This is a genomic window from Couchioplanes caeruleus, from assembly GCF_003751945.1.
Lineage (GTDB): Bacteria > Actinomycetota > Actinomycetes > Mycobacteriales > Micromonosporaceae > Actinoplanes > Actinoplanes caeruleus.
The window spans coordinates 3,110,743-3,129,389 of the sequence record NZ_RJKL01000001.1; the positions used below are offsets into that span (position 1 = coordinate 3,110,743).

The window sequence follows — 18,647 nt, forward strand, 5'->3', positions numbered from 1 at the left end:
GGGCTGCGGTGGTCCACGCTACAGTGCCAATTCGAGCGGCGATTGGAGGACCACTTGTCGGTGTGGGAGGCGCTGGTCGAGCTGGACCGCTCCCGGACGCGCGTCGGCGACCAACTCGTCGGCGCGCTGCGCGAGGCGATCGGCCGGGGCCGGCTCGCGCCCGGCACCCGGCTGCCGTCCACCCGCGACCTCGCCGCCGACCTGGGCGTTTCGCGCGGCGTGGTGGTCGGCGCGTACGAGCAACTGGTCGCCGAGGGCCGCCTGGTCACCAGGCGCGGTTTCGGCACGACCGTGGCGACCCTGCCCGCGCCCGCACCGCCGGGCCCACCGGCCGCCACCGCGCCGGCCCGATCCGTGGCGCCGCTTCGGCCGGGCGTGCCGGACCTCGGCATGTTCCCGCGCAACGCCTGGCGCCGCGCGTACGAGCGGGCGCTGGCGACCGCGCTCGACGTCGACTTCGGCTACGGCGACGCAGCCGGGGTGCCCCGGCTGCGCGAGGAGCTCGCCGGGTATCTCGGCCGGGTCCGCGCCGCGCTGGTGCCGGCCGACGGACTGATCGTCACCGCAGGCGTCACCCAGGGCCTGGCGCTGCTGTCGAGAGTCCTACTGGCCGAGGGCGTCCGGCGGGTCGCGGTCGAAGACCCCGGCCCGGCCGCGCTGCGCGACCACCTGGTGCGACTGGGCATGGAGCCGGTCGCCGTCCCGGTCGACGCGGCCGGGCTGGACACGGCGGCGCTCGCCCGTACCGGGGTGCGAGCCGTGCTGCTGACCCCTGCGCACCAGTTCCCGACCGGCGTGGTGCTCGCGCCCCGGCGGCGCGCCGAGCTGCTCGCCTGGGCCGGCCGCACCGACGCGCTCGTCGTCGAGGACGACTATGACGCCGAGTACCGCTACGACCGCGATCCGGTCGGCTGCCTGCAGGGCCTCGCACCGGAGCGGGTGGCACTGGTCGGCTCGGTCAGCAAGGTCCTGGCGCCGGGGCTGCGCCTCGGCTGGCTGGTGGCGCCCCCGGCGTGGCTGGACCGGCTGCGCGCGGTCAAGGCCGATGCGGACAACGGCGGGCCGGCGGTCGAGCAGTTGGCGTTCGCCGAATTCCTCGCCGGCGGCGGCTACGACCGGCACCTGCGCCGCGCCCGGCGCATCCACCGGCAGCGCCGCGACGCGCTGGTGGCCGCCGTACGCCGCCACCTACCGTACGCAAAGATCGCCGGCATCGCGGCCGGCCTGCATCTCGTGGTGGAGCTGCCGGCGGAGGTCGACGACGAGGCGCTCGCGGCGGAGGCACGCACCCTCGGGCTCGGCCCGATCGCTTTGTCCTCGCTGCGCTCGCGGCCCGGCGGTCCGCCTGGCTTGGTGCTCGGCTACGCGCCGCACACGACGGACGAGTTGACCGATGCGGTCCGGCTGCTCGCCACGAGCCGGGCCCTGTGTCATGCCGTATGAGTGGCCGACGTGCCCGCCAAAAGATGTCAGGCTTCCGGCGGCCGAGTCGATGACAGAAACGCACGAGCTTGGGCGACGACTTCGGCTGCTGCCACTCGGTTTCGCGACACGTATTCAGCCGCGGATGGCGGCATGACAGTACGCCCGAGCCGGCGCAGTGCGCTTCTAATAGCTGCACTAACACAAGGTCAGGGGTGCCAGATGCGGCCATTGTAGATGGTCAAGGGGTGTGAAGTCGCTCGGTCGCGGCGGCTTTGAGATGGGAATGCTCGACGAGGCCGTCGCGCAATTCGGCGAGCCAGCGGAGGGCGTCGTCAGTGAGCGCGGTGTTTCGGACAGCGAGCAATCGCACGTCAGCTTCGCAGTCAAGCAGGTAGATAGTGTTCCGCGGCTCTTCCGGCGCCAGCAGCAGCAGGCTGCGGAGGTAGCTGGCGCGTTCATAGGTGTGCGGTGAGCCGGTGGTCGGCCGGATCAACCGGCGTACGAGTCTGTCCTTCGCGTCGAGATGGGCGGCCGGTAACACCGTTCACGAGTCCTGGCGATCCGGTCCCGGCGCGCCGGAACTTCTTATGGAGCTGCAAGATCGCCGAGCAGGTCATCCCACAGGCGTTCCGCAGCCTCGCGGCTCTGCGGGGCCAGGTTGCGGCATATGACCCACTTGGCGTCGCCCAGGCCCAAGCCGGTGGCGTCGGCAACAGCCTTGATCGCCGAGATTGGCGAATCTGTGCGCCGGAGCAGCACAATGGCGATCTGGTCCGCGTCAGCACCGGCAGCCAACATCCGCCGCGCCATCTCCGTCAAGAGCCGGGTCCGCGCCATCTGCTCAGCCATGTGAGTCACGTCGGAAGCGTACCGAGTCCCATCGAACACCTCACCATGACGCACCTGTTGCGGCAGGTCAGCACTGCGTCATGGACGGTGCCGACTATCGGCGGTCCGCTCATTGTCCGCGGCAGGCAAGGGCGCGCGTTCGGCGAACTGCGCGGTGTCAGGCAGACTGGGCCCGTGATCAGCATTGGTACAGTGCGCACCTTCGACGCCGAGGAAGGCTGGGGCGTCATCGACGGCCCGGATGTGCCGGGCGGGTGCTGGGTGCACTTCTCCGCCATTGCCATGGATGGATACCAAGAGTTGGCGCGAGGGCAGCACGTTTCATTCCGCGCCGAAGCAGCGAGCCAGGACGGTTTCGCCTATCGGGCGGTGAAGGTCTGGACGAGTGACATCGAGCCGCCCGATCGAACCCGAACCCAGGACGGCTCTGCCGCTTACCACAGTTCGCTGACACTGACCTTCGGTCCACGCCACCCAGACGACACGGCAGGGCCGCAGGCATAGCCCTTTGGCGTGCGCCCACCGGTCACCCCGGCGCGGAGAGGCTCAAGAGCGGCAAGGGGTATGCGAGCCAGTGCCGACCGGCGCCCTGACGCTACGGGCTGCAGACCCACCGCGCCTGCTCAAGATTCAACATTCAGGGGACTGCCTCCGGCCGGCTCTTCGCCGGACCGAAGGGCGGCATCCCCCGCCGTAACTTCAATCGAGTGTGGCACGCCGCGCTCAGAGCCGCCGGCATACCGATGGACACCGGCCTTCACCTCTACGACCTTCGCCACACCGGCAGCACCTGGTCCGCGCAGAGCGGTGCCACGCTCAAAGAGCTGATGGCCCGCATCGGGCATTCCAGCATCCGCGCGGCGATGATCTACCAGCACGCGAGCCGTGACCGAGACGACGCCATCGCCGCTGCGCTCAAACGCGCTGATCGTGGAGGCTCGCAGCAAGGCCGGCGAATGATCTGGCACGGATCTGGCACAACAAGAGGGCCCGGACCTCAGGTCCGGGCCGTTTCACAAGGGTGGAGCTGAGGGGACTCGAACCCCTGACCCCCACACTGCCAGTGTGGTGCGCTACCAGCTGCGCCACAGCCCCTTGCCATGTCCGGTCGCCCGGGCACAGAGGGAATAGTACACACCCGTCCGGCCCGCGTTCGCGGGAGGGGCTCAGTTCAGCGACACGTCCGGCGGGAAGTGCGCGACCGCCGCCAGGATGTCGCCCTGGCGGCGCAGGACCATGGCCCAGAGGTCGTCCGGGCGGTTCACGAAGGGGTCGCCGGGCAGGGCGTCGAAGACGAACCAGGAGCCGGCCGCGATCTCGTCCTCGAGCTGGCCGGAGGACCAGCCCGAGTAGCCGGCGAAGACCCTGATGCCCGCCACGCTCTCCCGCAGCCGGTCCGGATCGGCCGAGAGGTCGACCGTACCCAGGCTGCCTGCGACCTGGTGGAAGCCGGTAACTCGCTTCTTGATCTCGGGGCGGGTGCGGGCCAGGCAGATCGCCGATTCGGGCTGGACCGGGCCGCCCTCGAAGAGGACCGCCGGGTCGCCCGCGAGGGCGCCCCAGTCGCCCAGGACGTCGGAGACGGGGACCTCGGTCGCTCGGTTCAGCACGACGCCGAGCGCGCCGCCGGTTTCGTGGGCGACGAGCAGCACGACCGTACGGTCGAAGTTGGGGTCCTTCAGCGTCGGGGTCGCGACCAGCAGTTGACCGGTCATCGACTCCACCGACCGACCTCCGACACGCTGCTCTTCACTGAACACGACGACCTCGCTCTCCCGCCATGCTTGGACATTAGCTTGCGGTTCGGGCCACCGATAAGGTCTGCGCATGAACGAGCGACCCCCAGAGGCGGAGATCGGCGTCATCGGCGGATCGGGCCTCTACGCCCTGTTGGACGGCGCGACGGAGCACGACGTGTCCACGCCCTACGGTGCGCCGTCGGACCGGATCACGATCGCCGAGGTCGGCGGCCGACGGGTGGCCTTCCTGCCGCGGCACGGCCGCGACCACCGGTTCCCACCGCACAAGATTCCCTACCGGGCCAACCTGTGGGCGTTGCGCTCCTTGGGTGTACGCCAGATCGTCGCGCCCTGCGCCGTCGGCGGCCTGCGCCCTGAGCTGGGCCCGGGCACCTTCGTCGTACCCGATCAGCTCATCGACCGCACCAGCGGCCGGCAACAGACGTACTACGACAGCGGCGCGGTGCACGTCTCGTTCGCGGACCCGTACTGTCCGGTCGGCCGCCGCGCCGTGCTGGCCGCCGGGGAGCGGGTGAGCCCGGTCGACGGCGGCACGATGGTGGTGGTCGAGGGGCCGCGGTTCTCGACCCGGGCGGAGTCGCGCTGGTTCGCCGAGATCGGCGGATCGATCGTCAACATGACGGGTCACCCGGAAGCGGTACTCGCCCGGGAGCTGGCGCTCTGCTACACCGCCATCGCGCTGGTGACCGATCTGGACGCCGGTGTCGAGGGCGAGCACGGGGTCACCATGAGCGAGGTCTTCCGTGTCTTCACGGAGAACACGGCGAAGCTGCGCGACATCCTGCTGGACACGGTGACCCGGCTGCCGGCCGAGCGGGAGTGCGCCTGCCCATCGACGCTGGACGGCATCAAGCTGCCGATCGACCTCCCCTGAGATTTCGCCACATCACCCTCACGAGTTACCCTCCGCAACAGTTTTCCCGAGTACGGTGTACGGCACGTAGCCGAAAACCGGGTAGGGAAGGTCGTGCTCCTCGATAAGGTCACCTCCGGTGATCATGTCTGCTGGATCGTCGACGACGAGACCGTGCGCCTCGACACGCTGGCCGACGTCGTCCGCGCGGGCCTGCGGGAGAGCGAAAGGATCGTCTACTGCGGTGACGAGCCCGAGACCGTCCTAGCCGCGATCGAGCACCGCGGCGTGCGTACCGCCGTGGCGCTGGCGTCCGGTAGCCTGCGGGCGTCGACAACGGAGTCGTTCTGCCTGGACGCCACCGGTGCCTTCGATCCGGCCGTGGCCATGGGTTTCCTGCGACAGGAACGGGACAGGGCGCGCCACGACGGTTGCCGGGGCCTGCGGCTCATCGTCGACATGTCGTGGGCGTGCCGGCCCGTGCCGGGCGCCGAGCTGTTGCCCGGCTTCGAGGCGGGACTGAACGCGTTGTTCGCCGAGGGCTACCTGCTGGGGATCTGCGCGTACGATCGGCGGCTCTTCGATCCTTTGAGCCTGCGCCGGCACACCGGGACGCATGCCGGCGCCGCCGGCACCGGCATGCCGTTCGACCCGGCGTCCGCGCTGCGCATGCGGCTCACCCGGAATCCCTACGGGTTGCGCCTGGCGGGCGAGGCGGACATCTTCAACCGGCAGGCGCTCATGTCGGTGATCGAGCATCTCGTCGACGGCCATCCCGGTGACGGCACGGTGGCGGAGGTCGACGTGTCCGGGCTGCGATTCGCCGACACGGCGGCCGGGCGCATCCTGTCGCACGCCGTGGAGCGCTCCGCGGGAAGGCTCCGGCTCGTGGGCACCTCGCCGACCCTGTCCCGGCTGCTGGACTTCCACGGCGACCGGGGAGCGCTCGCCCGGCAGGGCGGCCGGCACCTGCTCGGCCTCGACGGCGACCGACTCGATGTGCACGGCGGCCGACTGGGCTTCCACAGTGACCGACTCGACTTCCAAGGCGCCCAGGGAGCGCATGCGCCCGACACGGACGCCGAAACAGACTCCGCATGACCGACTGCACCCGAGCGTGCGAAGAGGGATTTTCCGAATGACCGGCCACAGGTCCGTTGCGCGATTCGACCATCCCGCGCTGCTCTACCGCGGCGAACATGAATACGTCGCGGGTTGCACCGCTTTCGTCCACTCCGCCGTGGCAGAGGGCGAGCCGGTCCTGGTGGCCGTCCCGGGGACGAACCTGGAGCTGATGCGTGAGGCGTTGGCCGACGTCGCCGACCGGGTCGTCTTCGCCGACATGGCCGTGGCCGGCCGCAATCCGGGCCGGATCATTCCGCGCGTGCTGCTCACCTTCGCGGCCGACCACCCGGGCCGCCGGGTCTCGATCATCGGCGAGCCGATCTGGCAGGGTCGCACGGCGCTGGAATATCCCGCCTGCGCCGCGCACGAGGCGTTGATCAACGCGGCGTTCGCCGGCCGCGACGCCGCCATCCTGTGCCCGTACGACGTCGAGCGGCTGGACCCGTCGATGGTCGAGGACGCCTGGCGTACCCATCCGACGATGATCGAGTTCGGCGGCCACCGCGCCAGCGACCGGTACGCCGATCCGTTCGAGACGGCGTCCACCTTCAACCACGAGCTGCCGGCACCACCGCCGGACGCGGAGTTCCTGGTCTACGGCGAGCACTCGTCCCTGGCGGCGGTCCGCTACTTCGTACGCCGCCTCGCCGCCGCATCCCTCTCCGCCGACGCGACGGAGGAGCTGGTTCTGGCCGCGAACGAACTGGCCGCCAACACCATCGAACACACCTCAGGGCGGGGCCGCATCACCATCTGGACCGAGCACGGCACCCTCGTCTGCCAGGTCGACGACGCCGGGCACCTGTCCGACCCCCTCGCCGGCCGCCTCCTACCTTCACCAGACCGCCAGGGTGGCTACGGCCTCATCCTCACCAACGACCTCTGCGACCTCGTCCGTATCTATACAACCCCGACCACCACCACGATCCGCCTCCACAAATACCTCTGACTCCGGCCTTCCACACCCCACCTCCATCTGGAAGACGGGCGACAACCCAAGACGAGATTGCCGGAAGACCCGGACGGCAAAGGCCGCAAAGTCGAACCCTGACGGCAGCGGCAGGCGGCAGGCGGCAGGCGGCAGCAAAGCCGCCAAACCAAGTGAAGCGCCAGGCGAAGCCGCCCCACCGCCGAAGGCGCCACCCACCGCAACAGGCCCCGAAGGCTCCCCACCGCACCGCGGGGCGTCCGGGGACTCGGCCCCCGGAGCAGACAAGACGGGGCCCCCGGTCCGCGCTTTCCGTGGACAGGGGGCCCCTGGGACTCGTGGAGATGCTCGCCGCTTACTCGAACCCGAAGGATCAGATACAACAGCTGCGAGCCACGCTCGCCGAACTACGCTCGCCCGGCGCACCGGCCGACGGCCCAGACCTTCCTCCCATAGCCTTTCGCCACTCGGCGGACCCCGAGCCGGAGGAAGGGTTCAGCCTGCGGTGAGCTTCGCCGCGGCGAGCGCCTCACGTACGACCTGCGCGCTCGCCGGCGTGCCAGGAAGCTCCCCGAAAGCACCGTACGGAGTCACGTATACCGGAGTGTCCCTCTGGGTGCGCCAGTTCTCAGCGAGCGGGCCGGCGTCCACGGTGTCGAAGCCGAGGCTGTCGAAGAGCTCGGAGACCGCCTGCTTAGCGGCGGCGTCGTCACCGGCGATCGGCAGCGCGGACCGGTCCGCGCTGCCCGCCGGTCGCGCCAGGGACCGAAGGTGCTCGAACCAGATGTTGTTGAATCCCTTCACCACGCGGGCTTCCGAGAGATGCTTCTGCAGCAGCTCACCGGTGGTGCTGGAGCCGTCCTCCAGCTCGGTGAAGACGCCGTCGCGCTCCGGGTAGTAGTTGTTGGTGTCGATGACCACCTTGCCCGCCAGGGGCGCCGCCGGAACGTCTTGGTACGCCCGCAGCGGCACGGTCACCACCACGATGTCGCTGGACGCGGCCGCCTCCGCGGGGGTTGCGGCACGCGCCTTCGGCCCCAGCTCGGACACCAGGTCCTGAAGGGTCTGAGGGCCCCGCGAATTGCTCAGCACCACGTCGTGACCGGCGGCGACCGCCAGCCTCGCCACTGTGCTGCCGATATTGCCACTGCCGATGAGTCCGATCGTCGTCATGCCAGCGGAAACTTCTGCGATCCCCGGCCGATTCCGCTCGGCAGCACACCGTGACAGGCGGCACACCGACACCAGCCGCTGTCGGCGGACCACCGCCGAATCGACACGATCAGCGCGGTAGTCGCTGCGGCGCTCCCCCAGCCTCCTAGCGCGGTCGCGTGCAGGCCGGAGCGGCGACACTCGCCGTGGCGTGCCAACAGTCCCGGTCACGATGGCGGCTGCCGACCGTCTCTGACGAGCCCGACACGCTGGTCCGGCGCATGGACGCACCGCCCCGGCCAATTTTGCCGACAACGAACTTCGGCGGCTCACCAAGTGGTGGCCGCCGAAGTTGATCTCCAGTGGAGGTGCCGGGAATCGAACCCGGGTCCTTCGTTGTTTTGTCAGGGCTTCTCCGAGCGCAGCTCACTGTGCCTCTACTCGGCCCCACCGATCACGTGAGCGAGTCGGTGTGACGGGCCCAGTCGCTGATTAATCTCGCCGCACGGCCCCCGCGACCGGGACCGATTGGCCAACCTCCTAGCTGATGCCGGAGATCTGAGCCGGAGGTGTGCTCAGTCCGACAGACTTGCTACTTACCTCAGGCGGCAAGAGCGAAGTCAGCGCGGGAGTTATCCTTGGCGCTTATTGGTTTCCGACGACCGATTCTCGAGACGACGTCGGCTTCCTCGGCTCGCTTCCCCTGTCTCCACGTACGAAGTCGAAACCAGTCACCCCCTCGTAGCGCCACCGCCACTGCGGCAGCCGTACAAGCCTAACGCGTCCGCGCCCGGAGTTCATTCCGGTATCAGGCGATGCGGCAGGGTGTGCCGTTCACCACGCATCCGGACGGCCGGACGGGGTCGCGGGTCCGCTTGGTGGCCTGGAAGCCCACGGTGGCGCCGGCTCCGGGTGCCAGGGTGCCGCCGGTGATGGTCCAGGTGTCGCCGGAACGGCTGATCTCGGCGTTCCAGGCCTGGGTGAGCCGCACTCCGGCGCGGGGGTCGTAGGTGAGGGTCACCTGCCAGCCGCGGGCCGTGGTGCCCGTGTTCACGACCTGGATCGTGCCGAGGAGGGCGCGGTTCCTCTGGGCGCCGGTCCGGTAGTCGGCCGTGAAGGCCGCTTTCGGGGCGGCGGGGGGCGAGGAAGGGGCGGGCTTGGCGATGGCGCGCTCCGGCACCCGCGACGCTGGGGTCCTCTGCGGTGCAGCGACCGGCGTCGAGGCCGCCGGTGAGGCGATCGGCAGGGCCTGACCGGTCGTGGCCCCGGGCGACGTGGACGGCGCCGACGCGGACGGCACGATCAGGATCGGAGTCCGGCGCTCGTCCGGCCCGGCCGCCCGGACGGCCACCCAGGTGGCCAGGATGACGAGCATCGTGGCGGCGACGACCACGAACGAGTACCGGGGCAGGCCGAACTGTCTCACGGCGTGTTTGCCGGGCAACGGCGGTCCCTTCGCGCGGATGAACGGGCCGCGGCGAGGGTACCCGTCAATCCATCCCCTTGCTCCGGCGACCCATCGCTCGGTTGATCTCCTTGGCGGCGTCGCGGGCGGCGAGGTCCTGGCGCTTGTCGTACGCCTTCTTGCCCTTGGCCAGGCCGAGCTCGACTTTCGCGTACCCGTTGTGGAAGTAGACCTGGAGTGGCACGAGGGTGACGCCGTCGTCGCGGAGCTTGCCCATCAGCTTGCTGATCTCCTCGCGCTTGAGGAGGAGCTTGCGGGTGCGGCGCGGTTCGTGATTGGTCCAGGTGCCCTGGGTGTATTCCGGGATGTGCATCCCGTGCAGGAAGATCTCGCCCTGGTTCTCGTGGCCGAAGGCGTCGACCAGGGAGGCGCGCCCGGCGCGCAGCGACTTGACCTCGGTGCCGGTCAGGACCATGCCGGCCTCGTAGGTGTCGAGAATCGCGTAGTCGTGCCGCGCCTTGCGGTTGGAGGCCACGACCTTGCGCCCCTGTTCGCGCGGCATGTTCGACTCCCCCACCCGGTGACACTGCAGAAAAAAGGCCCGACCGTTCGGCCGGACCTCTGCATCTTAGCGCCGGGTCAGCACAGACAGCGCGGCAGATAATTCGCCGGATTCTTCGGTACGCCGCCGAAGCGCGTCTCGAAGTGCAGGTGGTATCCGGTGGACGCGCCGGTGGTGCCGACCCGGCCGATGACCTCGCCGCGGCGCACGTACTCGCCGTACCGGACCAGGATCTTGGATTGGTGGCCGTAGCAGGTGGTGAAGCTCCGGCCCCCTTTCCGGCCGTGGTTGATGCAGGTGTAGTTGCCGTACCCGCCGTTCCAGCTCGCCTGGATGACCCGGCCGCCCGCCGCCGCGTGGATGGGGGTGCCGCCGCCGGCGGCGATGTCCATGCCCGCATGCAGTTGCCACACCCGGTAGTAGGGGTCGAACCGGCTACCGAAGTCGCTGGTCTTCCAGCCGTGGACAGGCATCCGGAGCATGCCGCCGGTGTAGGAGCTGCCGCCGTTCTTCTCGTCCCAGCCGCGCAGTGCGGCCTGGATCCGTTCCTCCTCGGCCTTGGCCTGCTCGTACTTGGCGAGCACGGCGGCGCGCTGGGAACGGGCAAGGCGCAGGGCCGCCTTGCGGCTCTGCGCGAGCTTGATCATGGTGGCCCGGGCCCGCTGCGCCGCCGCCTGAGCGCTGCGCGCCGCGGCAAGCTTGTCGGCGGCCTCGCGCTCGGCGTCCTCGGCGGTGCGCTTGGCGAGCCCGGCCTTGTCCTGATGGATACGGGCCGAGCGCCGCGCCCCGGCGAACTCGTTGACGTCCTCCTGCTGCCTGCGCATGACCTGCTCGATCAGGCCGATCCGGTCCATCGCGTCCTGCGCTCCGCGGGCCTCGACGAGGACGTTGACGGTCGCGATGTTCCCGCCCATGTACGACACGGCCGCGATGTCGTCGACCCGTTCACGGGCCTGGTCCACCCGGCTCTGGGCGACCTCGAAGGCGGCGGCGGTGCGGTCGTACGCCCGGCGGGCGGTGTCGGCCTTGCGCCGGGCGGTCGCGGCCTGCACCGAGGCGGCGGCGACGATGCCGCGCGAGGTGGCGACCTTCTCCTGCGCCGCGGGCAGAGCTGCCGTCGCGACTTCCAGGCGCCGGGCGGCGCTGCGGGCGGTCGCGGTGGCGTCCTCGAGGATCGCCTCGGCCCGGTCGACGGCCCGGCTCGCCCTGCGGGCGTCGTCCGAGGACGGGTCGGCATGCACCGCGCCGGGGACGGTGACCAGGAGCCCCGCGGTGCAGAGCCCGCTCAGGCACACGGTCAGCGCGGCACGAAAGCGGCGATGTCGGCGTCTCTTGGGCTCCACGAAGAGTCACCGTACTCTGACGTAACGGAGTTTTTCGGTGAAATCGTGCAGAACGGCAATCGCCGCGCATCTCGGATGAGATGCGCGGCGATCGGCGTTTGTCGCCCGGAAGGGCGCTCGAGCCTCAGACCTTCAGGTAGAAGCGCAGAGTGACCCAGGCGGTGATCGCGCTGACGCCCGCGCCGACGGCGGCCAGCAGCGGCAGCATCAGGAAGACGTCGCTGTTCTGCATCGGCGTCAGGACGTTGGCGAGGGCCTGCAGCCGGCCGTCGAGAAGCACGATCTTCAGCGTGAAGATGATGCCGAAGCCGAGGATCGCGCCGATGAGGCCGGCGACCACCGCCTCGAGCACGAACGGCGCCTGGATGAACCAGTTGGACGCGCCGACCAGCTTCATGACGGCGACCTCACGGCGCTTGCTGTACGCGGCCACCTGGATGGTGTTTCCGACCAGCAACAGCGCCGCCAGGGCCATGAAGGCGGCCACCCCCAGCGCCATCACCTGGACCGTGTTGAAGATCTTGAAGATCTTGTCGAGCAGCTCGCGCTGGTCGACGATGTCCTGAATGCCCGGCGTCTTCGCGATCTGCTCGTTGAAGGCCTGATACTGCTCCGGGTCCTTGAGCTTGACCCGGTACGACTCGGGCAGGCTGTCCGGGCGCACGGACTTCACGAAGTCCGGAGAGTTCCGCCAGAGCACCTTGAACTTCTCGTACGCATCCGTGCGACTCTCGTACTCATGAGACTGCACCAGCGGACTCTGGAGGATCACCTGCTTGACGGCTTCGCGCTCGGCGTCGGTCACGTTGTCGGTGAGGAAGACCGAGACCTCGACCTTGCCGAAGTAGAAGTCCTTCATCTGGTCGACCTGCATGTACATCAGCACGCTGGCGCCGAGCATGGTCAGCGACACCGACATGGTGATGATCATGGCGATGGTCATCGTGACGTTGCGCCACAGACCGACCAGAACCTCGTTGAGGACGTACTTGAAACGCATCGGGGGTTCCTTCCGGGACTCCGCGTTCGAAGATCAGAAAAGCGGAAGGGGCGCGGGGCCCGGGATTGTCAGCCGTAGACGCCGCGCGCCTGGTCGCGGACGATCCGACCGCTCTCGATCTCGATGACCCGGCGGCGCATCTGGTTGACGATGTTGGAGTCGTGGGTGACCATCACGACCGTCGTGCCGGTCCGGTTGATCCGGTCGAGCAGGCGCATGATCTCGATCGACGTGTCGGGGTCCAGGTTGCCCGTCGGCTCGTCCGCCAGCAGGATCAGCGGCCGGTTGACGAACGCCCGCGCCACCGCGACACGCTGCTGCTCACCGCCGGAGAGCTCGTGCGGATACCGGTGCTCCTTGCCGCCGAGGCCGACCAGCTCGAGCACCTCGGGCACGACCCGGCGGGCCACGGCCTTGGTCTTGCCGATGACCTCCAGGGCGAAGGCCACGTTCTCGTACGCGGTGCGGTTGGGCAGGAGCCGGAAGTCCTGGAACACGCAGCCGATCGAGCGGCGGAAGTGCGGAATCTTCCAGGACCGCATCGCCGTGACGTCCTTCGAGTTCACCACCACCTTGCCGCGCGAGGGGGCGACCTCGTGCAGCAGGAGCTTGATGATCGTCGACTTGCCGGAACCGGAGGGGCCGATGAAGAAGACGAACTCACCCTTCTCGATACCGACGCTGACATCGTCCAACGACGGCCGAGACGCCTTCGGATACGTCTTCGTCACGTTCTCGAGCTGAATCACGGGTGGAGAGTCTACGCGGTGTAACGGAAACGCCAAGCCCGCCGGTGGACGGTTTTCGTGTCCTTCGGGGCAGATCTTCGGCGTGCCGGGCGCGAGAAACACCGAACGTGAACGCCGCCTGACTCATCGTTCAGGCGGCGTGTCGCGGTCAGTCTAGCCGGCCATCTGGGTCTGCTTGCGCCAGCGGATGCCGGCCTGGATGAAGTCGTCGAGCTCACCGTCGAAAACCGAGGACGGATTGCCCGTCTCCTGCTCAGTGCGCAGGTCCTTGACCATCTGGTACGGATGCAGCACGTACGAGCGCATCTGGTCGCCCCACGAACCGGTGGTGTCCTGCTTGAGGCCGGCGAGCTTCGCCTCTTCCTCCTGGCGCTTGCGCTCGAGCAGCCGCGCCTGCAGCACCCGCATCGCGGACGCCTTGTTCTGGAGCTGCGACTTCTCGTTCTGGCACGTCACGACGATGCCCGTGGGGGTGTGCGTGAGGCGCACGGCGGAGTCGGTGGTGTTGACGCTCTGTCCACCGGGACCCGACGAACGGTAGACGTCGACCCGGATCTCGTTCTCGGGGATGTCGATGTGGTCCGTCTGCTCGACGACCGGCATCACCTCGACGCCGGCGAAGCTCGTCTGGCGCCGGCCCTGGTTGTCGAACGGGCTGATCCGGACCAGGCGGTGCGTGCCCGACTCGACGCTCAGCGTGCCGTACGCGTAGGGCACCTTGACCGTGAAGGTCGCCGACTTCAGGCCCGCCTCCTCCGCGTACGACGTCTCGTACACCTCGGTGGGGTAACCGTGGCGCTCCGCCCAGCGCAGGTACATCCGCAGCAGCATCTCGGCGAAGTCGGCGGCGTCCACGCCGCCGGCACCGGCCCGGATGGCCACGAGCGCCTCGCGGGAGTCGTACTCGCCGGAGAGGAGGGTGCGGACCTCCATCTCCTCGATGGCCTTGGTGAGCCCGACGATCTCGTCGCCGACCTCGGCCACCGAGGCGTCGTCGCCCTCGGCCTGGGCCATCTCCAGCAGCAGGGTGGCGTCGTCGAGGCGCGAGCGGAGCCGCTCGAGCTTGGAGATCTCGCCGGAGGCGTACGACAGCCGGGAGTTGACGTCCTGGGCCCGGGCCTGGTCGTCCCACAGGTCGGGGGCGGAGGCCTGCTCCTCGAGCTCCGCACGGTCCCGGCGCAGCTTGTCGAGGTCGAGCACGTTCTCGATGTTGCGAAGGGTGGCGTCGAGGGCCTTGAGCTGTTCAGGAAAGTCGGCTGCACTCACGACGGTCAAGAATACGCCGCCCGGCCCCTGTTGTGGCCGGGCGGCCCGTGGTGCGTAGTTCCGCCATCACTCCGCGGGTGCGGCCTTGAGCCAAGTCAGGGCCGCCTTGTGGTACGCGACGGCGAACTCGAGCGCGGCGGCGCCGTACGCGTCGCCCGCCTTCTTGGCCTCCTTGGCCTGTTCGCGAGCCATGGCCAGCGCCTCCGAGTGATACTCGTTGGCGCCGGTGTAAAGCGTCTTGAGCTGGCCACCGGCGTGCTGCTGGCCGAAGGCGACGCGCAGGGCGACCGGGTTGCGGATCGCATCGCGGCCGGGTGCCTCGGCGAGCCACCGGCTGAAGGCACGCTTGCCGGCGGCGGTGATGGCATAGGGCTGGCTGGACCGTGGTCCGGGCTTGCCGAGGCGGACGAAGCCCATCTCGGCAAGGACCGGCAATTCGCGGTAGACCTGGCTCCGCGTCATCGACCAGTAGGGCCCGAGGCGGCGTTCGGCAGCCGCCATGAGCTGTCCGCCGGTCATCGGCCCATCGTGCAGCAGGCCGAGCAGTGCGGCAGCCGTGGGATTGATTTGAGAGTCGGGCATGCCTTCTAAGCTGCCACTTTGTGGCTCCGCCGTCCAGGATTTCGCCCGATCCGTCCAATTTGCGTCTCCACAAGCGACTGTCCCGCACAGACAGTCCGACCACGAGGGTCGTGACCGGGCGTTTCGCCCTTGAGGACGAGTGTCACGCGGTAGAATGGAGCACGAAAACGGTCAGACGGCGCTCGAAGTCGGCAAGCCCCATAAAGGCCGCGGATCGCCGCCCTCCCTTTTGTGAAGAAAGGACGACGACCCGTTAAACGGACAATCAGCCCATGTGGGGGTACTGCCAGGCCGTCGGCGGCTCGAACGTCTCCTTGATCGTCCGCGGCGAGACCCACCGGAGCAGGTTCAGCATCGAGCCGGCCTTGTCGTTCGTGCCGCTGCCCCGGGCCCCGCCGAAGGGCTGCTGACCCACTACCGCACCCGTCGGCTTGTCGTTGATGTAGAAGTTGCCCGCCGCGTTGCGCAGGGCCGACGACGCCCAGTCGACGATCGTGCGGTCGTTGGCGAAGATCGAGCCGGTCAGCGCGTACGGCGAGACCGACTCGGCCTGGGCTACCGCGCCTTCGAAGTCGCCGTCGTCGTAGACGTGCACGCCGAGGATCGGGCCGAAGTACTCGGTGGTGAAGACCTCGTGCGCCGGGTCCGTCGATTCCACCAGCGTCGGGGCCACGAACCACCCCTCGCTGTCGTCGGCCGTGCCACCGGCCAGCACCGTGCAGGAGGCGCCGTTCTTGATCCGGTCCAGGGCCTCGGCGTGCTTGGCGAACGCCCGCCCGTCGATCACCGCGCCGCCGAAGGTCGACAGGTCGGTGACGTCGCCGTACTTGATCGAGGACACCGTCGCCGCGAGCCGGTCCCGCAGGCCGCCCTCCCAGATGCTGCGCGGCACGTACGCCCGCGACGCCGCCGAGCACTTCTGGCCCTGGTACTCGTACGCGCCCCGCACGAGCGCGGTGTGCAGCGCGTCCGCGTCGGCGCTGGCGTGCGCGAAGACGAAGTCCTTGCCGCCGGTCTCGCCGACCAGCCGCGGGTACGACCGGTAGCGGTCGATGTTCGAGCCGACCTCGCGCCACAGATGCCGGAAGGTGGCCGTCGAGCCGGTGAAGTGGATGCCGGCCAGGTCCGGGTCGGCGAGCGCCACGTCGGAGACGGCCAGACCGTCGCCGGCGACCATGTTGATGACGCCCGGGGGCAGCCCGGCCGCCTCGAACAACCGCATGGTGAAGTGCGCCGAGAACTGCTGCGTCGGCGACGGCTTCCAGACCACGGTGTTGCCCATCAGCGCGGGCGCCGCCGGCAGGTTGGCCGCAATCGCGGTGAAGTTGAAGGGGGTGATCGCGTAGACGAAGCCCTCGAGCGGGCGGTGGTCGAAGCGGTTCCAGATGCCCGGCGCCGACTGCGGCTGCTCGCTGAGGATCTGCTCGCCGAAGGCCACGTTGAAGCGCAGGAAATCGATCAGCTCGCAGGCGGCGTCGATCTCGGCCTGGTACGCGGACTTCGACTGGCCGAGGATCGTGGCCGCGTTGAGGGTGTCCCGCCAGCCGCCCGCCAGCATCTCCGCCGCACGCAGGAAGACGGCGGCGCGCTCGCTGTAGGGCAGGGCACGCCAGCCCGGGGCGGCGCGCTTGGCGGCGGCCACGGCGGCCGCGGCGTCCTCGTGGGTCGAGTTGCCGGTGACGCCGAGCACGTGGTGCCGGTTGTGCGGCTGCACGACCTCGATCCGCTCGCCGCCGCCCATCCGCTGCACGCCGTCGATCGTGTTGGTCAGCTCCAGGCGCTCGGCAGCAAGAGCCTCGACTCGTGCTTGCAGCGAGATGCGCTCGGGGCTGCCGGGCGCATATCCGCGAACGGGCTCATTCCGCGGCACCGGCACGGAAAAGTGGGCGTCCATCACGTACTCCTCGACTTTGAGGGGGCAACTGGGCCGACATTGTGTGTCGCGCGGCTCCATCCTCGCACGCGCGGGGTGCCCTCCCGGGGGGTCGGAGGTGTCGGTGCCTCCGCGTACCCTGAGGCCCATGAGTGAGGCGGACAGCGAGGTCACGAAGGGCAAAGCAGCCCAGGAGGGGCCGGAAAGGGCGTCCTCGCCCGGCATCGTCCTGGCGGTCGCCGGCCTGCTGTGGACGGCCGCGATGATCTGGTCGGCGCGGGCCTCCATCACCCGCCACACGAACGCCGAGATGGAGGTCACCTCCACCGCGTACGCGATGCCCGGCGCGGTCTCCGCGAGCCTCGTCGCCGGCGCGGCCGTCGCCCTGGCGGTCCGGGCGTTCCTCGCCCGCAACGGCCGCGAGCCCGGCGCCACCGTGCGCTTCGTCCTCGCGACCGGAGCCGGTCTCGCGGTCGGCCTCCTCGGCGCCCTGGCGTTCTTCACGATCAACACCGAGGGCTGGATCTACGCCGTCGTCGCCGGCACCGTCGCGGCCGCGGCGACGATCGGCGGCGCGCTGGCCGGCTTCCGCTACCCCCGCGTGACCGCGGCCGCCTGCGCGGGCGCGATCGCCGTGTTCCTCGTCCGGATCCTGCTCACCTTCGCGCAGGACACGCTCCTGCCTGCGCTCGGCGCGGGCGACACCGCGGCCTCACAGGCGAGCGCCGCGGGCTACTTCGGCTTCGTGCAGGGCGCGCTCGGCGGCCTGGCGGCCGGGCTCGTCACCCACCGGCTGATGCGCCACGCCCGCCGCCGCAGCGGCACCGACGTGAAGTGGCCGCTCTACGCCCTCGCAGGCGCGGGACCGGGCCTGCTGCTGGTCGTCTCCGAGCTGCTCACGCGTACGGCGGGAGCACGCGTCCTGGAGCTCGCCGGCAAGATCAGCGAGCTGGAGCTGACCGTGCAGCAGGTGCTGAGCGGGACGCGGCTCAACATCGCGCTGGTGGTGCTCTTCGTGGGGACGTTCACCGCGATGATCGCGGTGGGGCGGACTCTCGGCTCCCCCGCCGACCCGTCCGCATCCGCCTCGGCGACGACCGCCGTGTCGGCGCCCACCCAGGCCCCGGCCGACCCCGAGGAGATCGAGCGCGCGGCCCGGGCCGAGGACACCGAGCCGGTCGGCAGCCAGAAGGACGACTGACCCGGCCCGAGCCCGGGCGCCGACGGCTTCGGGCCGCTTGCATGGCCCGTCAGATCAGCTCGTCGATCTCGCTGACGGCATACCACTCGAGCTCGTGGTCCTCGGCGCCGTCGACGGTGAACTGGGCGTCCGGATCGCCGGCCAGCGCCTCGTCGACCACCTCCGCGGCGTCGGCGACCGCCTCGGCGGCGTCGGTGCCGTCCACGTGGATGGACGCGACCTCCTTGATGGAGATCGGGTGCGGCAGCCGCACGGTGCTCGACCCCAGCTCGACGTCCTCCCGGACCAGCCCGGCCGAGGCCACGTCGGCCGACACCACCACCCTCCGGCGCGGGGCATCCGGATCGTGCCGCAGCAATTGGAGGGCGGCCTGGGCGGCCCGGGTGAAGGCGACGTACTCCAGTTCCTCCTCGTCACCCTCCGCGTACCACTCGCGGAGCGCGGGGGTGACGGCGTGCGCGACCACCGGGCCATCGCCGAGCCGGCCGGAGTCCCGGAGGGCGGCCAGCATCGGCACGGTGGCGGGCACATAGACCCGGACCAGATCGGTGATCGGCACTCTCATCCCCCTGGG

General features: G+C 69.7%; 20 protein-coding genes, 1 tRNA gene and 1 other RNA gene. 7 read left to right on the top strand and 15 right to left on the bottom strand.

The features are described from left to right. The first annotated feature begins 60 nt into the window (after positions 1-60). Positions 61-1,443: a MocR-like pyridoxine biosynthesis transcription factor PdxR gene (gene pdxR, locus EDD30_RS13700; protein ID WP_071802826.1), complete on the top strand. Its 1,383-nt coding sequence runs from the start codon at positions 61-63 to the stop codon at positions 1,441-1,443. A gap of 220 nt (positions 1,444-1,663) precedes the next feature. Here the strand turns inward: pdxR and EDD30_RS13705 are convergent, their stop codons facing one another. Together EDD30_RS13705 and EDD30_RS13710 are read right to left on the bottom strand one after the other, a co-directional pair. Continuing rightward, positions 1,664-1,918: a hypothetical protein gene (locus EDD30_RS13705; protein ID WP_143162524.1), complete on the bottom strand. Its 255-nt coding sequence runs from the start codon at positions 1,916-1,918 to the stop codon at positions 1,664-1,666. A 92-nt stretch (positions 1,919-2,010) separates the two neighbouring features. Continuing rightward, on the bottom strand, positions 2,011-2,274 hold the full coding sequence (locus EDD30_RS13710; RefSeq protein WP_143162525.1) for a ribosomal protein L7/L12: 264 nt from the start codon (positions 2,272-2,274) through the stop codon (positions 2,011-2,013). Between the two features lie 45 nt (positions 2,275-2,319). Between EDD30_RS13710 and EDD30_RS41465 the strand changes: the two genes are divergently transcribed. Both EDD30_RS41465 and EDD30_RS42015 read left to right on the top strand, forming a co-directional pair. Next, positions 2,320-2,778 carry a cold-shock protein gene (locus EDD30_RS41465; protein WP_084556045.1) on the top strand — a complete coding sequence of 153 codons (459 nt, stop codon included), beginning with the start codon at positions 2,320-2,322 and terminating at the stop codon, positions 2,776-2,778. Positions 2,779-3,017: 239 nt separating this feature from the next. After that, positions 3,018-3,305, top strand: coding sequence for a tyrosine-type recombinase/integrase (locus tag EDD30_RS42015; protein WP_394328208.1), 288 nt, complete (start codon positions 3,018-3,020; stop codon positions 3,303-3,305). On the opposite strand, the gene EDD30_RS13725 is transcribed toward EDD30_RS42015, so the two are convergent. Together EDD30_RS13725 and EDD30_RS13730 are read right to left on the bottom strand one after the other, a co-directional pair. After that, positions 3,297-3,369, bottom strand: a tRNA-Ala gene (locus tag EDD30_RS13725). The two genes, EDD30_RS42015 and EDD30_RS13725, sit on opposite strands and share 9 nt — an antisense overlap. Positions 3,370-3,440: 71 nt before the next feature. Next, entirely contained in the window at positions 3,441-3,989 is a 549-nt protein-coding gene (locus EDD30_RS13730; protein ID WP_071802828.1) for a YqgE/AlgH family protein, read from the bottom strand. Positions 3,990-4,101: 112 nt separating this feature from the next. On the opposite strand from EDD30_RS13730, the gene EDD30_RS13735 reads away from it, so the two are divergent. The 3 genes from EDD30_RS13735 to EDD30_RS13745 all read left to right on the top strand — a co-directional run bounded on the left by EDD30_RS13735 (position 4,102) and on the right by EDD30_RS13745 (position 6,961). Then, positions 4,102-4,908, top strand: a complete 807-nt coding sequence (locus EDD30_RS13735) for an S-methyl-5'-thioadenosine phosphorylase (RefSeq protein WP_071802788.1) — start codon at positions 4,102-4,104, stop codon at positions 4,906-4,908. 93 nt (positions 4,909-5,001) lie between these two features. Further along, positions 5,002-5,988 carry an MEDS domain-containing protein gene (locus tag EDD30_RS13740; protein ID WP_071802789.1) on the top strand — a complete coding sequence of 329 codons (987 nt, stop codon included), beginning with the start codon at positions 5,002-5,004 and terminating at the stop codon, positions 5,986-5,988. Between the two features lie 37 nt (positions 5,989-6,025). Further along, the gene (locus EDD30_RS13745; protein WP_071802790.1) at positions 6,026-6,961 is read left to right on the top strand and encodes an anti-sigma factor RsbA family regulatory protein; all 936 of its coding nucleotides are present in this window, start codon (positions 6,026-6,028) and stop codon (positions 6,959-6,961) included. Positions 6,962-7,435: 474 nt separating this feature from the next. Here the strand turns inward: EDD30_RS13745 and EDD30_RS13750 are convergent, their stop codons facing one another. The 10 genes from EDD30_RS13750 to pruA all read right to left on the bottom strand — a co-directional run bounded on the left by EDD30_RS13750 (position 7,436) and on the right by pruA (position 16,893). Next, positions 7,436-8,113, bottom strand: a complete 678-nt coding sequence (locus EDD30_RS13750) for an NADPH-dependent F420 reductase (RefSeq protein WP_071802791.1) — start codon at positions 8,111-8,113, stop codon at positions 7,436-7,438. Between the two features lie 339 nt (positions 8,114-8,452). Next, positions 8,453-8,831: a transfer-messenger RNA gene (gene ssrA, locus EDD30_RS13755) on the bottom strand. Positions 8,832-8,900: 69 nt separating this feature from the next. Continuing rightward, on the bottom strand, positions 8,901-9,518 hold the full coding sequence (locus EDD30_RS13760) for a cellulose binding domain-containing protein (RefSeq protein ID WP_143162526.1): 618 nt from the start codon (positions 9,516-9,518) through the stop codon (positions 8,901-8,903). Between the two features lie 64 nt (positions 9,519-9,582). Further along, positions 9,583-10,059: an SsrA-binding protein SmpB gene (gene smpB / locus EDD30_RS13765; RefSeq protein WP_071802793.1), complete on the bottom strand. Its 477-nt coding sequence runs from the start codon at positions 10,057-10,059 to the stop codon at positions 9,583-9,585. A gap of 77 nt (positions 10,060-10,136) precedes the next feature. Then, entirely contained in the window at positions 10,137-11,402 is a 1,266-nt protein-coding gene (locus EDD30_RS13770) for a M23 family metallopeptidase (RefSeq protein WP_244945242.1), read from the bottom strand. A 124-nt stretch (positions 11,403-11,526) separates the two neighbouring features. After that, on the bottom strand, positions 11,527-12,402 hold the full coding sequence (ftsX, locus tag EDD30_RS13775) for a permease-like cell division protein FtsX (protein ID WP_071802795.1): 876 nt from the start codon (positions 12,400-12,402) through the stop codon (positions 11,527-11,529). A 68-nt stretch (positions 12,403-12,470) separates the two neighbouring features. Then, positions 12,471-13,151 (bottom strand): cell division ATP-binding protein FtsE, encoded by a 681-nt coding sequence (gene ftsE, locus EDD30_RS13780; RefSeq protein ID WP_071802796.1) that lies wholly within the window; start codon positions 13,149-13,151, stop codon positions 12,471-12,473. Between the two features lie 153 nt (positions 13,152-13,304). Next, positions 13,305-14,417 carry a peptide chain release factor 2 gene (gene prfB / locus EDD30_RS13785; protein WP_071802797.1) on the bottom strand — a complete coding sequence of 371 codons (1,113 nt, stop codon included), beginning with the start codon at positions 14,415-14,417 and terminating at the stop codon, positions 13,305-13,307. Between the two features lie 66 nt (positions 14,418-14,483). After that, the gene (locus tag EDD30_RS13790) at positions 14,484-14,999 is read right to left on the bottom strand and encodes a PadR family transcriptional regulator (protein WP_071802798.1); all 516 of its coding nucleotides are present in this window, start codon (positions 14,997-14,999) and stop codon (positions 14,484-14,486) included. 265 nt (positions 15,000-15,264) lie between these two features. After that, complete coding sequence (gene pruA / locus EDD30_RS13795) at positions 15,265-16,893, bottom strand: L-glutamate gamma-semialdehyde dehydrogenase (protein ID WP_071802799.1); 1,629 nt, start codon at positions 16,891-16,893, stop codon at positions 15,265-15,267. A 127-nt stretch (positions 16,894-17,020) separates the two neighbouring features. Here pruA and EDD30_RS13800 point away from each other — a divergent pair, with 127 nt between their 5' ends. Next, on the top strand, positions 17,021-18,073 hold the full coding sequence (locus EDD30_RS13800) for a hypothetical protein (protein ID WP_123678277.1): 1,053 nt from the start codon (positions 17,021-17,023) through the stop codon (positions 18,071-18,073). A 49-nt stretch (positions 18,074-18,122) separates the two neighbouring features. Here EDD30_RS13800 and EDD30_RS13805 read toward each other — a convergent pair whose 3' ends face one another. Beyond that, a complete protein-coding gene (locus EDD30_RS13805; protein WP_394328206.1) occupies positions 18,123-18,632 on the bottom strand; it encodes a DUF6912 family protein in 510 nt (169 codons plus the stop codon). Between the last annotated feature and the right edge of the window lie 15 nt (positions 18,633-18,647).